The following is a 15400-nucleotide window of genomic DNA, read 5'->3' as shown; positions in this document are numbered from 1 at the left end:
TCTCGCCTAGCAAATCTCAAACGGACCGTACGGCCGAAGCCTACGCTCCGTAATTCGCTTCGCTTGCTTATACGTGGCTAACGACCAACTTCAAAGCTCCACTCCTGCTCAAAATTTAATCGCTGAATCAAAAAGCTCGATGATATTCATTCAAATCTTAAGATAAAAATAAATTGTTTTTAAATAAATCAAAAAAGCGGTTCCCTTCAGACGATGAAAGGAGCCGCTTTTTGACTTGTTTTTATTTTAGAATTTAGCGAGTACTTGGTCGAGGTGGTGTTTTACCTTGTCCTTACCTAAGACTTCAATGGTTAAGCCAATTGAAGGGCCATGTTGTTCACCAGATGTTGCCACTCGCAGAGGCATGTAGAGGTTTTTACCCTTAATGCCGGTTTCTTTTTGGACAGCTTTAATCGCCGCCATAATGTTTTCTTCCGTGAAAGGTTCAATGTCATCCACTTTATCGCGGAAGGCTTGGACCACAACTGGGGCGGTTTCCGTTTCGAGAACTTCCTTGGCGTCATCCGCAATTTCTAAGTCTTCGTGGAAGAACATGTCTGAGAGCGGAACGATTTCAGCTGCATAGGACATTTCATCCTGGTAGAGGGAAATCAATTTCTTAGTCCATTCCATCTCTTCTTGGCTTGGATTGTCAGAGATCCGACCGGCTTTTTGAAGGTGAGGAATGGCCAGGTCTGCGATGGCTTCCGCATCTTTTTCCTTCATGTAGCGGTTGTTGATCCATTCCAGCTTCTTGTTGTCGAAGGCTGCTGGTGACTTGCTCAAGCGGTCTGGGTCAAACATTTCGATAAATTCTTCCTTGGAGAAGATTTCGTCTTCCCCGACTGGTGACCAACCGAGCAGGGTAATGAAGTTAAACATCGCTTCAGGAAGGTAGCCCAGGTCGCGGTATTGTTCGATAAACTGCAGGATAGATTCATCACGTTTGGATAACTTTTTCCCGGTTTCTGCATTGGTGATCAGGCTCATGTGGCCGTACTTAGGCGCTTGCCAGCCCAGGGCATCGTAGATCATCAATTGCTTAGGGGTATTGGCCACGTGGTCGTCCCCACGCAGAACATGGGTGATAGCCATCAAGTGGTCGTCGACAACCACCGCGAAGTTGTAAGTTGGTGACCCGTCATTCTTCAAGATCACGAAGTCCCCACTGATGTCCTTGGATTCGAACTTAACCTCACCCTTGACCATATCATCGAAGCGGTAGGTTTGGCCTTCAGGAATGCGGAAGCGGATGGTTTCAGGACGGCCTTCAGCGCGCGCTTGGTCGATTTCTTCCTGGCTGCGGTCGCGCCAAGTACCGGTATAATGAGGCATTTCGCCATTAGCACGTTGGGCTTCCCGTTCGGCTTCTAATTCTTCAGCCGTATCGAAGGCATAGTAAGCATCGCCTTGTTCAAGCAGTTGGTTCAGGTACTTATGGTAGATCTCGTCCCGCTCAGATTGGCGGTAAGGTCCATATTCGCCCGGTTTATCCGGACCTTCATCCCAGTCAATCCCTAACCAAGTCAGGTTGTCTAACTGGCTGCTCTCCCCATCTTCAATATTCCGTTTCTTATCCGTATCTTCAATCCGAATAATGAAGTCGCCACCTTCGTGACGTGCGTATAGGTAGTTGAACAATGCCGTACGCGCATTCCCGATGTGTAAGTGCCCAGTTGGACTCGGTGCATAGCGTACTCTAACTTTATCTGCCATTCAAACTTCTCTCCTCATCAAAATAATTTTGCTTAATACAACGCCCTTCCTAAAGAAGGAACAGTTTTCCTTATCCATTATAACGCAATCCCCAGCTTACGACAATTTCTTGAGCAGATTCCCCGCAGAAAATCCACTTTATTTAGAATCATGAGAAAAATATAGCTAGCTTCTAGCAGATCAGGCTCTAAGAGACCCCTTTTCTAGTTAGTAACTGGCAAAGAGGCAAGTCGGTTGGTGGCAGCTTTCAAATGCTAGCCCCATTCAAAAGTTAGGCGCCGGCTACTCTCGAACACCGGCTCCGTTTAAAAGTTGTGCCGCTGCTACTCTCAAACCCCGACTCCATTTAAAAGTTGTGCCATTGCTACTTTCAAACCCCGACTCCATTTGAAACTTGGTCACCGACTACTCTCAAATCCCGACTCCGTTTAAAACTTGGCCAGCAGATAGACAAGCTGCCTCCACTCACCATAATGAAAACAAGCTAGCCAAGGTCTCGCTAGCTTGTTGATCCTTATATTATATTTTTACCACTAATTGTGCCATATTTTACTTGGACTCGCTTTATTAATCCACATTCAGGCCTCCTGATTGTGGATTGGTCGTCTCCAACCCACACTCCTGAGGGTTGTTTGTGGGTTGAAGGTTACCAAGCCACACTCGAAAACCTTGTTTGGGGGTTAAGCGACGGCAACCCACACTCCTGAGGTCTGCTTGTGGGTTGCGCGCCAGCCCTCACACCCTAGTCGGGTTCAAGCTAGCGGAAATAGCTCCTCTTCACCCAAAGCCGCCGAAGACTTTTAGTCTTCTCTGTTGCTTTGCTCCAGAGGTCCACTTCTACCCGCGCTCCCTCACACCCTTAGTAGTCGGGTTCGGTCTGGCAGCTTTCCTGTCACTTCACAAGTCTCCGCCGCAGTCTTTCAGACTGCTCTGGTGACTTGCTCCAGTGAAGGAAAGCTAACCGCCAGCCCTCACACCCTTACTCTACAATTTTCGCAAAGATCATTTTTCCAGCGTTGGTTTGGATGGCGCTGGTGACTTCGACGTCCAGGTGTTCGTCCATGTGTTTTTTGCCTTCTTCGACCACAATCATGGTGCCGTCGTTGAGGTAGCCGACGCCTTGCTGGCGCTCGGTTCCTGCTTTGAGGATGCGAACGGACAAGTGGTCGCCGGGCACGACAACGGTCTTCATAGCATTGGCTAATTCGTTGATGTTGAGCACCTTAATTTGGTGGAACTGGCTGACTTTATTCAGGTTGTAGTCATTGGTGACCAGGACCCCATCTAATTTCTTGGTTAGAAGGATCAGTTTCAAGTCGACTTCCTCTTCTTCTTCGAAGTCTCCGGTATAGAATTCCACCGTAATCTCGTCCAAGGCCTGCATTTCGTTGAGGACGTCTAAGCCTCGACGGCCGCGCACCCTTTTCTCGCTAGCTGCTGAATCCGCGATGTACTGGAGCTCCTTGAGCACGAAGTTAGGGACTACGACCACTCCCTCGATAAAGCCTGTCTTCAAAATATCTAAGATCCGGCCGTCGATAATCACGCTGGTGTCTAAGATCTTGTAAGGCTTGAAGGAAATCGTGAAGTCCTTGGGTTCCAAGAGGGCCAATTCTTCCTGGTCGGCTTCCTCTTCTGGGCTTGGCTGAGACTTCTCCTCCTCCTGGCTAGTCCCTTCTACCACATCACGCCGGGTCAGGGTCATATTGGAGAAGAAGGCCTTGATGTCGCCCCCCTTCAAGCGGATGGTCATAAAGCCAATATAGGCAAAAAGGACCGAAAGTAAAATCGGTAGGATGTTAGAGATCACCGGCCAATTCAAGGCTGAAATCGGCAAACTCACTAGCCAAGCCACTGTGAGCCCTGCCACAACGCCTAAGGTATAGAGAAGGATATTAGATAACGAAAGCTTCTCGATCTCGATGCGCAAACGTTCCAAAAACCGGTCATAAACCGGACGTAATAAGACAATGACAAGGAAAAAAATAAGGGCGCCTAAAAGCATATTGACGATGGGTTGATTCAATAAAGACGATTGAAAATTAAATAATTGCCAAAACTTAGGTAGGGAATAGTAGCCTGTTCCTGCCCCTAGAATTAAAAATAAAGCCGTCACCGCTGTATTCCATTTATTCTGTTCCATGTCGTCACCTCCTTTAATGTAATGTAGAGGCCCTAGCTTGCCAGTCAGTTCTTCCGTCTATCCAGAAAAATTAACGCCTTATGATAAGGAGAACTTATTTTCTTGCTAAAGACCTCTTTGTATTTTATCACTAATTCCATTTTTGGGCCACTAGTCGCGTGGAAAAACCAAATTAAGAACATTTCGCAGGGTTTTCGCCGCAACAACTTCAATCTTGCCATGGTGGAGCTTGGCGTCATCGTTGCCATAAGGGATAAAGATCCGCTTAAAGCCCATGTTCTCTGCTTCCGCAATCCGGTCAGTCACACGGCTTACCCGGCGGATCTCGCCCGTCAAGCCAATTTCACCAATAAAGCAATCGGTAGGCTGGGTCTCCTTCTCCCAATAAGAAGAAGCAATGGCAACAGCGATGGCCAGGTCAATGGCCGGCTCATCCAAACGGACTCCGCCGGTTGACTTCAGATAAGCATCCTGGTTCTGCAACATGAGGCCCGCCCGCTTCTCGAGGACAGCCATAATCAGAGTGACCCGGGAATAATCGAGACCGCTGGCCGTCCGCCGGGCATTCCCGAAGGCAGTTGGCGTGAGCAGAGCCTGGATCTCAGTCAAGAGGGTCCGGGTCCCTTCCAGGGAAGCCACGACCGCTGACCCATTAGCCCCCATCAGCCGCTCTTCTAGGAACATTTGGCTGGGATTGGCGACTTCGTGTAAGCCATCTTCCTGCATATCGAAAACGCCAATCTCATTGGTGGATCCAAAACGGTTCTTGACCGCGCGCAGGATACGGAAGGAATTATACTTCTCCCCTTCCAGGTAGAGGACCGTATCCACCATATGTTCCAGGATCCGTGGCCCGGCAATATTCCCCTGCTTGGTCACATGGCCCACAATGAAGATGGCGGTTTGACTGGTCTTAGCCAGGGTCATCAAGCGCTGGGTCGTTTCCCGGACCTGGGAGACGCTACCTGCCATCCCGTTCGAGTCCGGCTGGATCATGGTTTGGATGGAGTCGATAATGACAAAGTCTGGCTTGATGTCCGAAATGGCCGCTTCGACCATGGACATGTCCGTCTCAGCGAAGACATAGAAGTCCGCCGCCTCAAAGCCTAGACGGTCGGCCCGCATCTTGATCTGCTGGACGCTCTCTTCTCCAGAAACATAGAGCACGGGGCCGGCTTTTTTATCCAATTGGGTGGCCACCTGGAGAAGGAGGGTGGACTTACCGATCCCAGGATCGCCCCCAATCAAGACCAGCGACCCGGCCACAACTCCGCCCCCGAGGACCCGGTTCAATTCCACCAGGTCCGTCTGGGTCCGGGCCTCTTCCTCGCCCTTGACTTCATTGATACGCTGGGCCTTGTGGTCGGCACGCTGGTAGGCACGCCGGTCTTCGGGATGGCGGATCGTTTCGCCACCGATCCGCTCTTCTTCCATCTGGTTCCAAGCCCCGCACTGGGGACAGCGCCCGTACCACTGGGGCGACTCATAGCCACAAGCCTGGCAGGTGTATAAGACCCTATCCTTCTTCGCCATTTATGACGCTCCTTTCCTTACTCTCACAACTTACTGGCCAGAACTCCCGAAGCCCCCTTGGCGGTCAGACGCCTGGTCTCCCTGGTCCTGGTCAACCTTCAAGAAGGGGAGGAAGATCCCTTGGGCAATCCGTTCCCCCTTCTTAACCGTCACATCTCGCAAGCCGAAGTTTAACAATTGCACATAGATATGGCCTTCATTGCCCGCATTATTATAGTAGTCACTGTCAATAATACCAATCCCATTCGGCAGGGTCAGGTAACGCTTGAGGGGGTTGCTGGACCGGCAAGTCAGCTGCAGGTATTCATCCGCCCCCATATAGGCCTTGAGCCCGGTTGGCACCAAGGTCGGCTTCATAATCTCTTCCTTGAGCTCGCCCCAGTCCTTCCCCTTAAATTCAGGCCACTTGGCAAGGACATAACGAATGGCCCCCTGCCAAAAAGAAGGGATCCTTACCGTCTCCCCAGCCTCAATATCATAACCCGCTGCTTGCTTAGTCGCACGCTGGGGCAAGTTAATGCCAGCTTCGGCATAATCTTGAATCACTTCAAATCCACGTTGACGCATGGTCTTCCTCCTTAAAAATAATATGCTATGTCTATTTTCATATAATTGAAGCATTTAAGCAAGCGCTTTTCCCAAGCTTAAATAAATCCTAGACTCTGACCAAAATCTGAATTTAAAACTCATTCAGACCTTTTAAAAAAATTTCCTATCCATATTTTATTTTTTTAAATTTATTAATCGCAAACACTTCATTCAAAGTAAATTACAAGTCAGAAACTATATTTATAATGGGCCTATAGAAAATTTCTAGGGGCACTATTAAAGTTAAATATATCTTTTAAAAGCTTATGAAACATTTGAATAATTAGAAAAGGATGTTGCAGATTATATTGAGCATTACAACTAGGATTGAATTTAAACAATTTAGATTAGCAATGAGCAGGAGTGAAGCTTTGATTGTGGTCGTTAGCCATGAACAAGCAAGCGATGTGAATTACGTATAGTAGGCGTCAGCCGTACTAGACGTTTAAAGCTCGCTAGGCGAGAGACCTTAGCTCGAACCGGTGTTGCTATAGACGTTGGAGCGTAAGCGACTTACGGATATAGTACAAAACGGCGTTAGCCGTTCTTGACCCTCTAAAATTTAAGGACCAAATTCAAAAACGGAACGGATGCTCACTAGCAGCATTAACCAGGATTTACCTAAGTTTTACATAAAGCATACCGACTTTTTACAATCCTTTGATAGGATGAACTTAATATCAGACTAAGGAGGATTCTATGAAACGCCCAGCCATCAAAGAAAAAAGCCCTCGCATCCTACTGACCACCCTATTCGCTTTAACCAGCTTTAGCTTGGCCAGCCAAGACGTTGAGGCCCAAGAAGTAACCACCGACCCTGTTGATTCGACAGGGAAAGTGACCTCATCTAACCCAGAAACTAGTGATAGCGGTACAAGTGCAGGAGAAGTCCAGCCCGGTACGGAAGCAGAGACCCCAGCCTCTACTGAAACAGACCAGCCAGCTCCTAGCGCCAAGGAGCCCAGCCCCAACCAACCAGCTACCAATACCCAATTGATCACCATCGCCCATACCAATGACATGCACGGCCGCCTGGAAGCAGAAGGGTCTGCCGACAAGCAAAAAGTCACCGGTATGGCCCAAGCTTCCGCCTACTTCGACCAGATCCAAGCGGACGCTGTTTTTGACGCTGGTGACGCCTTCCAAGGACTGCCTCTATCCAACCACGATAAGGGACATACCATGGCCCAAGCTATGAAGGAAGCAGGCTACGATGCCATAGCCGTGGGGAACCACGAATTCGACTTTGGCGAAGAGATTGCCCGGTCCTACGAGGATATCCTCGGCTTCCCAGTCCTCTCTGCCAATGTGGAAAAAGATGGCCAGCCCGTCTTCAACCCTTCTGTCAACGTCCACACCAATAACTTTAACCTGGGTGTGGTTGGGGTGACGACACCAGAAACAGCCTATAAGACCCACCCTAAGAACGTGGAAGGTATGACCTTCGCGCCACCGATTGAGTCGACTATCAAGGAACTCAACCGCCTCTTAGACGATGAGAGCGTCCAGGAAGACGCCTATGTGGTCCTCGCCCACCTGGGGATCGACCCTGCCACCCGTCCCGAATGGCGCGGCGACCGACTTGCTGAGGCTTTAGATGCCTTAGAACGTTTTGACCCCTACCAAATCATCCTGATCGACGGCCACTCCCATACCGCCGTTCCAGGGGGCAAGACTTATGGCAATGTCTACTATGCCCAAACCGGGACCGCCCTCAACAATATTGGGGTCATCCAATTCGATCCGACAAAACCTGGCTCAGCCAAGGGACGCTTAGTTTCTGCTGAAGAAGTTCGCCAGAGCTTAGATGGCAAGACCGACCCACAAATCGAAGCCCTGATTGACCAAGCTCGGGCCGATTATGACAATGAAACCTCACGCGAATTAGTGGCTTCCAATCCCGTCTTCCTCAACGGCCGCTGCAACTATGTCCGCTCGCACGAAACCAACCTAGGCAACCTCATCACGGACGCCATGGTGGCTTACGGCCGGGAAGGGGGCTTCAACAATCCGACCGACTTCGCTATGATCAATGGCGGGGGAATCCGCGAAGAAATCGCTAAAGATGAGCCCATCACAGAAGGCGATGTCATCGCTGTCCTGCCTTTCGGTAACATCCAATCCCAAATCGAAGTGACCGGCCAACAAATTTACGACATGTTCAACCTGGCCTACTCAGCCCCAACCACAGAAGGTTTCGGTAGCGAGGCAGAAGGCAACCGGGTAGACCCTATCGATGAAGATTCCGGCCTGCCTGCCCTCAATGCCCTGGGTGGCTTCTTACAGGTATCATCAGATATCAAGGTCTACTTCGATCCAACAGCTGAAGACCGCCACAAGCGCGTTCTGGGCGTCTACCTCCGCGATCCGCAGACCGGCGACTATGCCCTGATCCCTAAGGACACCAGCCAGACTTACTACATGGCCACCAATGACTTCCTGGCCCAAGGTGGGGACGGCTATGACATGCTAAGTGGCGCTCGAGAAGAGGGGCCTTCCCTAGACCAAGTCGTGATGGCCCATATCGAAAAAGGCGGCCAAGAGCTCTTGAAGCAATATGCCGACCCACTCCCCCAAGACCGAATCATCCCAATCACCCAGGCCGACTACGCTACATTAACCAAGACCGATGACTCCGGTCGTCAGATCCATAGTCTAGATAACGAGGCCTTCAAGGTTGAAGAAGTCGGTCGCTATGAAAGTGGGGCGCCTTTTGACGAGGGTGGGACCGAAATTGTGGTCTACAACCCAAGCCAAGAAACGATCTACTCCATTAACGGCCATGAAAAGGCCATCGACATTATCGATGCTAGCCAAGCCGGTAACATGCCCCTCCAACGTCGTATCCTGCTTAAGGATTTGGGCCTAACTGCCTCCGACCTGACCAGCATCGCCCTCCATCCGAGCGGGCAAATCTTTGCGGTCGCTGCGCCAGCCCTCGAGAAAACTGATCCAGGTAATGTCGCCTTCTTCACTGCTGACGGGAACTACATCAACCATGTCCAAGTCGGTGCCCTGCCTGATAACCTGCAATTTACCCACAAAGGCGACCTGGTACTTGTGACCAATGAAGGGGAACCCAACGACGACTACACCGTCAACCCAGCTGGGGGGCTCTCTGTTATCGAAATCCCAGCAGACTTCTCCACCATTAGCCAAGACCAAGTGACGACGATTGAATTAACTGAGGCAGACATGCCAGAAGACCTCCGCCAACTTGGTCCAGATGCCAGCCATTTTGCCCGCAATATGGAACCAGAATACCTGGTGATCGACAAGGAGGACCAATACGCCTATGTCAGCTTGCAGGAAGTGAATGCCATCGCCAAGTTCAATATCCCTGAACGGAAATTTGACCTGGTTAAGTCTCTCGGTTACAAGGACCACTCCCTCGAAGCGGATTATATGGATCCTTCCGACCGCGATGACAAACACGAATCCCGCAAAGTACCTGTCCTGGCCCTCCACCAGCCAGATGCCATCGCCCTCTTCGAAGTGGACGGAGAGTCCTATCTGATCCTGCCCAATGAAGGGGATTCCCAAGATTACAGCGGCTATTCCGAAGAAGTTCGGGTGAAATACCTTGCCAAGGCTGGCCTCATCGACCTCGATGCCTCCTACTACCAAGGCTATACTCAAGAAGAACTCGACCAGGCCGTTGCCCAAGGTCTCTTCGATGACGGCCAGCTAGGCCGCCTCCGCGTCACGACCGCCCACCCCTTCAAGACAGGGGACACCCATAACGCCCTAGTTGCCTTCGGGGGCCGGTCCTTCTCCATCGTTCGCGCCTCTGACCTGGAACTGATCTATGACAGCGGCAATGACTTCGAACGCCTTATCCAGGCCATCAATCCTGACCTCTTCAACAGTGAAATCGAAGTGGAAAAGGGGCAAAGACTGCCTAACCCAGATTCCCGAAGCGATAACAAGGGGTCTGAACCTGAAACAGCCGTTGTGGGCTACCTAAACGGCAAGCCTTATGCCTTCATCGCCCTGGAACGTTCAGGCGGCATCATGGTCTATGACGTCAGCGATCCCTACCAGCCAAATTTCGTCGACTACATCTATGACCCAAGCTTCCAAGATGTGTCCCCAGAAGGCCTCTACTTCATCCCCGCTGACCAGTCCCAAGATGGCCACGCCCACTTACTGGCAGCCTACGAAGTTTCCGGAACTATTGCCGACTACCGCTTAAAAACGCCAAAAGTGACCACAGAGCCAAACCAACCTGGCAGCGAAAAGCCCGGCACCGGCGTCTCTACTGATCCTAGCACCAAGCCAGGACAGACTAGCACATCGACCCCAACTTCAACGGGCCAAACGCCAAGCTCTGGTCAAAACACTGGCTTAGAAAATACACCAGAAGAAGGAAGGACCGGTCAAAGCGACCAAGCCCCAGCGACCCAAGCAAGCTCTGGAAGCCAGGCGGAACAAGGCTCTGCCGGAAACCAAACTGGCAAGGATCAAAACATCCGCCCAGCTGGTCAAAAGGCCGTTCAAGTAACAGTTGACCCTGCAACTAGCAGCCAGAAAGACCAGAAAACAGCAAGCAAGGCCAAGGCAGACCCTGGTCACCAAGAAGGCCTCCCACAATTGTCTAGCCAAAGCGCCAGCCTAGGTCTGGGACTGGCCTTAGCCGGTATTGGTTTCTTATTCACCATTGCGAAGACACCCAGCCGGTCCAAAAAATAAATTGATTTAAATGCTTAGAGGCCCTTTCCTACCCCAAGTTATCTTGTCAGGAGATAGCTTGGGGTATTTTTTATTTTTTACTTATTGTGTTGGTGAGCATGCGTTCCGCTTTTGAATTTGGCCCTTGAAGAGCCATGGCACCGGCTCGAGCCAGAGTCTCTCGCCTAGCGAGCTTCAAACGGCTAGTACGGTCCACAAAAATGGACCTACTAGCCGTAATTCACACCGCTTGCTTGTTCATGGCTAAGGGCCAACTTCAACGCTCCACTTCTGCTCAAAAATAATTGGTATAGATTTTTGATTATTAACCAATAAATATCAACAACTGATAAGCGTTTTTGTTGATATTTATCCGTTTCGCCTGGCGATCGACAAAGCTTTCATTGTGGGCGACTTTCCTATAGAATAAGAGGAGTAAAATAGTCCAAAAAGGAAGATCACTGTGAAAAAATTCATCCACTACCTCGGCCTCGCTGTCCTCTGCCTCTTCTTGGCAGCCTGCCAATCTCAGTCGAGTGATGACTTCTTGGCTCAAATTGACCAAGCGGCGGAAAAGATGACGACTTATCAAACTAGCACTGACTTTGACCAGAAGCTGGGCGACAAGGAAATCTTTAACCAGATGAGTATGGCGACCTACAGCCAGGAGCGGGGAACTGAGGGCAAATTAATTAATAAGGGAGAAGACGGGGACCGCATCCTCCAGATCATCAGCAATCCCAAACAAACCGTTTTCCAAGAGAGCCAGCTGGATGACCAATCCGATTGGCAGCTGAGCCCTTCCTCCCAGGCCCTGGAAGAGCGGGTCCACCGTTTTCCCTATGAAAATATGCTGGAAATTCTCCACAAAATTAATAGCGACGCCCAATTACGCAAGCTCGGGCCCACGCAGATTATCCGCTATGAGGGGAAGAATCCACAACTGACTGAAATTATCAACCAACGCGGGGCCAGCAGCTATCAGAACGATGCCATCCATAGCGTCGAATTCCTCATCGATAGCCAAAGCTCCGGCATCCGCCAGGTCAGTTGGCGGGTCCACGGCCAGGACAAGGCGTCCAAGAAAAACTTGGTCAGCTCCATTAAGATCAAGTACCGGCCACTCTCCGACCAACAATTAGATGAGGACTTCGCCTCGGCTGAAAACAAGTCCTACATCCCTTCAAGAAAGGAAGAAAGTAATGAGTAAAAACCTTGTGGGCACCTTCTTTGCCCTGCTCTGTATCGGCATCAATATCTACATCATGGTCAAGGGCCGGTCTGAAAAAGGCATGACCGCCATGGAACAAGCCCGACTCAAAACCGTCGCCGGCATCATGCTCCTCCTCGCCTTCATCGCCCTCACCTTCGGACAATATATGGGGTTGGAATAAGGAAGGGTGTGAGGAATATTTGGAACTTGGCGAGCTGCTAGTCTCAAACAGAGCTCCTATCTGGAACCTAGTAAGTCGCAACTCCCAAACAGAGCCTTCATTTAGAACTTAATGGGCCGCAACTCTCAAACCATGCTCTTATTTGGAACTTGGCGAACTGCTAGTCCCAAACAGAGCCCCTATCTGGAACCTAGTAAGTCCCAACTCCCAAACAGAGCCTTCATTTAGAACTTAATGGGCCACAACTCCCAAACCATGCTCTTATTTGGAACTTGGCGAGCCAATACCAAGCGCCAAGTAAAGTGTGGTCAAAATTAAAAAATAAGGATTTCAAGCTAGCAAGGCCCTTGCTAGCTTGTTTTCTTCTATCTATTAGAGTAATTCTTTTTGCAACGAAGATTGACAGGGGCCTACACTCAATCGGAGCTTCCAAATAAAAGTTGCCGAGCCCCACACTCAAAGCCTATGAACAAAGATTGCTCCTCCCACCTTCACTAAAGTCTAGGCCCCTTTTTGAAGAATACAAACTGGGCTCATCCCAGGCGAATAGGTTAGACTATGCTATAATTGAAGAAAAGACCTAGGAGGATGCTTATGTTAGCCCTAAAAGACAGTGAATTGCAAACCCTCATTGAGACAGCCCTGGCCGAGGATGTGCCCTATTATGACCTGGCCTCGGAGGCTATTTTCCAAGGCCAAACAGGGACGGTGGACCTGATTGCCAAGCAGGAGGGGGTGCTCTGTGGCCTGCCCATCTTCCAGGCAGTCTTCACCTATCTCCAGGAAGACAGCCAGTTCGATAGCTTCATCCAGGAGGGCGAACGGATTGAAAAGGGGCAGGTCATCTTAAGCATCCAGGCCAAGGCCACCACCCTCTTGACTGGGGAGCGGGTTGCCTTGAACTACTTGCAGCGCTTATCGGGGATTGCAACGGCAACGCGGCGATTTGTGGATGCTCTCGAAGGGTCCAACATCAAACTGATGGATACCCGGAAGACGACGCCGGGCTTTCGCAACCTAGAGAAGTATGCGGTCCGGGTCGGCGGCGGCTACAACCACCGGCACGGCCTGTCTGACCTCATCATGCTCAAGGACAACCATATCGGCGCGGCGGGATCGATCACAGCGGCTGTCCAAGCGGTCCGGGAGGTCGACCCCTTCATCCATAAGATTGAAGTGGAGACAGAGAACCTCGACATGGTCAAGGAAGCGGTCGCTTGCGGGGTGGACATCATCATGCTGGACAATATGGACCACGACCAGATGGCGGAGGCCATTGCCTATATCAACGGCCGGGCCATTATCGAGGGTTCCGGTAATATGACAGCCGACACCGTCTCTCGGATAAAAGACCTGGACCTAGACTATATCTCCTCCGGCTCCATCACCCACTCTGCCGGCATCCTGGACCTCAGCATGAAAAATTTCCGGGTCAATTAAAAATTACCTTTCAAACAAAAGAGCCCCCAGACTTGGCCGAGCAGTCAAGTTTGGAGGCTCTTTTCATAAATATTTTATAACCAACAAAAAGCCCATCTTCACTTTCGAAGATGGGCTTTTTTCAAGCTTTCCAGCTCGCTAATTTTTACTTTGACCTTGCCTTAAGTCAGAGACTAGTCTTCTTTCTTCATTGGGAAGACAAGTAGTCCAACCCCTGCGAGGAGGGAGACAGCGAGTGCTGCGGTGGATACTTGGCTGGTTGAAGACGTTTGTGGCAGAGTCTTAGCTTTGGCTTGTTTTGGTGTGGCCTGGTCCTTGTTTTCTTGACGAACTTGGGTCGTTGCAGGGTAGGTCACACCTTCTACTTGAACCTTAGCAGGTTGTTCTGGTTGGCTTGGAACTTCTGGCGTTGGGTTGCCTGGTACAGTTGGTACTTCTGGTGCTGGATTACCCGGTACACTTGGTACTTCTGGTGTTGGGTTACCCGGTACGTTCGGTACTTCCGGTGTTGGGTTGCCCGGTACATTTGGTACTTCTGGATCTGGTTGACCTGGTTTTTCAGGGTCAGCTGGGACACTTGGTACTTCTGGGTCTGGTTGACCTGGTTTTCCAGGGTCAGCTGGGACACTTGGTACTTCTGGGTCTGGTTGGCCTGGTTTTCCAGGATCAGCTGGGACACTTGGTACTCCTGGGTTTGGAGTGCCAGGTACCTTAGGCTCACCTGGTTTTGGATCATTCGGTACCTTAGGCTCACCTGGTTTCGGAGTTTCTGGTTTGGTTGGAACGTTTGGTGTTGGGTCTCCTGGTTTTGGTGTTCTTGGAGACTCTGGGCATGGTTTGCAGCATGGGATTTCAATCTCTTCCGTGGTGTGGTCTGAGAAGATGATGATCAGTTTACCTTCACGGTTGTAGATCTTCTGTACGCTGCGGCCATCCTTACCGTCCTTGCCGTCTTTACCATCGCGGACGAAGTGACGACTGGATTCATTGCCTTCACCGTCTTTAACGATTACCCAAAGGCCGGATTCACCTTTTTCATTCTTACCTGGAACGGTTTCGAGGCTTGATGAAGCGCCGTCTTTACCGTCACGGACAAATTCACGGGAAACTTCATTGCCGTCTCCGTCGAAGACAATAATCCATTGGCCAGAATCACCGCGGCTGTTCTTGCCTTCTTCCACCTTAACAGATGGGGTCTTGCCGTCGCGGATAAATTCACGGCTTAATTCATTGCCCTTGTCGTCGGTAATGATGACCCAAACGCCTTCGTTGCCTTGGCTATCCTTACCTTTTTCAGTCCGGATGCGTTCGGAACGGCCGTCTTTACCGTCCTTACCATCGCGACCATCCTTACCGTCTTTGACCGTCGTGGTTGTGGTCGTGCCATCTGGATTCTTGATGGTAATGGTATGGCTGCCGTCACCGTTGTCTTTGACGCTCACTTCTGGGGACTTACCGTCCTTGCCGTCTTTGACAGTGGTGTTGGTGGTGGTGCCGTCTGGGTTCTTGATGGTAATGGTGTGGCTGCCGTCGTTATTGTTTCGGATAGAAACTTGTGGTGACTTGCCATCCTTACCGTCTTTACCATCACGGCCATCCTTAACGGAACCTTCTGCGACTGCTGGTTGCGTAGTATCTGGCTGGCCAGTCTTAGGATCTACTGGGTAGAACTTAATGGTGGTGGTGCCGTCTTGACCCTTCTCAACGACTGGGGCAAAAGTCTTACCGTCGATACCATCTTTTCCGTCGCGGCCGTCTTTACCGTTTTGACCATTCTTACCGTCTCTGACAGTCGTGGTTGTGGTCGTGCCATCTGGATTCTTGATGGTGATGGTATGGCTACCGTCACCGTTGTCTTTCACGCCGACTTCTGGGGTCTTGCCATCCTTACCGTCTTTGACCGTCGTGGTTGTGG

Annotated in this window: 9 protein-coding genes; 4 read left to right on the top strand and 5 right to left on the bottom strand. The window is 50.5% G+C overall.

Translation table 11 applies throughout. The features are described 5' to 3' along the window. Positions 1 to 246: 246 nt before the first annotated feature. From gltX to HMPREF3090_RS01115, 4 genes are all read right to left on the bottom strand, one after another. Entirely contained in the window at positions 247 to 1716 is a 1470-nt protein-coding gene (gene gltX, locus HMPREF3090_RS01130; protein WP_067973366.1) for a glutamate--tRNA ligase, read from the bottom strand. Positions 1717 to 2695: 979 nt separating this feature from the next. Then, the gene (locus HMPREF3090_RS01125; protein WP_067973369.1) at positions 2696 to 3859 is read right to left on the bottom strand and encodes a PIN/TRAM domain-containing protein; all 1164 of its coding nucleotides are present in this window, start codon (positions 3857 to 3859) and stop codon (positions 2696 to 2698) included. A gap of 150 nt (positions 3860 to 4009) precedes the next feature. Next, positions 4010 to 5392, bottom strand: coding sequence for a DNA repair protein RadA (gene radA / locus HMPREF3090_RS01120; protein WP_067973376.1), 1383 nt, complete (start codon positions 5390 to 5392; stop codon positions 4010 to 4012). Positions 5393 to 5422: 30 nt separating this feature from the next. Then, positions 5423 to 5959: a dCTP deaminase/dUTPase family protein gene (locus tag HMPREF3090_RS01115; protein ID WP_067973379.1), complete on the bottom strand. Its 537-nt coding sequence runs from the start codon at positions 5957 to 5959 to the stop codon at positions 5423 to 5425. 720 nt (positions 5960 to 6679) lie between these two features. Between HMPREF3090_RS01115 and HMPREF3090_RS01110 the strand changes: the two genes are divergently transcribed. The 4 genes from HMPREF3090_RS01110 to nadC all read left to right on the top strand — a co-directional run bounded on the left by HMPREF3090_RS01110 (position 6680) and on the right by nadC (position 13485). Beyond that, positions 6680 to 10672, top strand: a complete 3993-nt coding sequence (locus tag HMPREF3090_RS01110; protein WP_070485749.1) for a choice-of-anchor I family protein — start codon at positions 6680 to 6682, stop codon at positions 10670 to 10672. Between the two features lie 442 nt (positions 10673 to 11114). Beyond that, complete coding sequence (locus HMPREF3090_RS01105; RefSeq protein ID WP_067973387.1) at positions 11115 to 11861, top strand: hypothetical protein; 747 nt, start codon at positions 11115 to 11117, stop codon at positions 11859 to 11861. Further along, on the top strand, positions 11854 to 12045 hold the full coding sequence (locus HMPREF3090_RS01100; protein WP_067973390.1) for a hypothetical protein: 192 nt from the start codon (positions 11854 to 11856) through the stop codon (positions 12043 to 12045). The genes HMPREF3090_RS01105 and HMPREF3090_RS01100 overlap by 8 nt, the downstream gene beginning before the upstream one ends. A 594-nt stretch (positions 12046 to 12639) precedes the next feature. After that, a complete protein-coding gene (gene nadC / locus HMPREF3090_RS01095; protein ID WP_067973397.1) occupies positions 12640 to 13485 on the top strand; it encodes a carboxylating nicotinate-nucleotide diphosphorylase in 846 nt (281 codons plus the stop codon). Between the two features lie 173 nt (positions 13486 to 13658). Here nadC and HMPREF3090_RS01090 read toward each other — a convergent pair. Next, a partial coding sequence (locus HMPREF3090_RS01090; protein WP_168140242.1) for a collagen-flanked surface repeat-containing protein occupies positions 13659 to 15400 on the bottom strand: 1742 nt, incomplete at its 5' end.

Source organism: Aerococcus sp. HMSC23C02, assembly GCF_001806805.1.
Taxonomy (GTDB): domain Bacteria; phylum Bacillota; class Bacilli; order Lactobacillales; family Aerococcaceae; genus Aerococcus; species Aerococcus sanguinicola.
The sequence above is the reverse complement of the archived record's forward strand: the minus strand, read 5'-3'. Positions and strand labels throughout refer to the sequence as shown.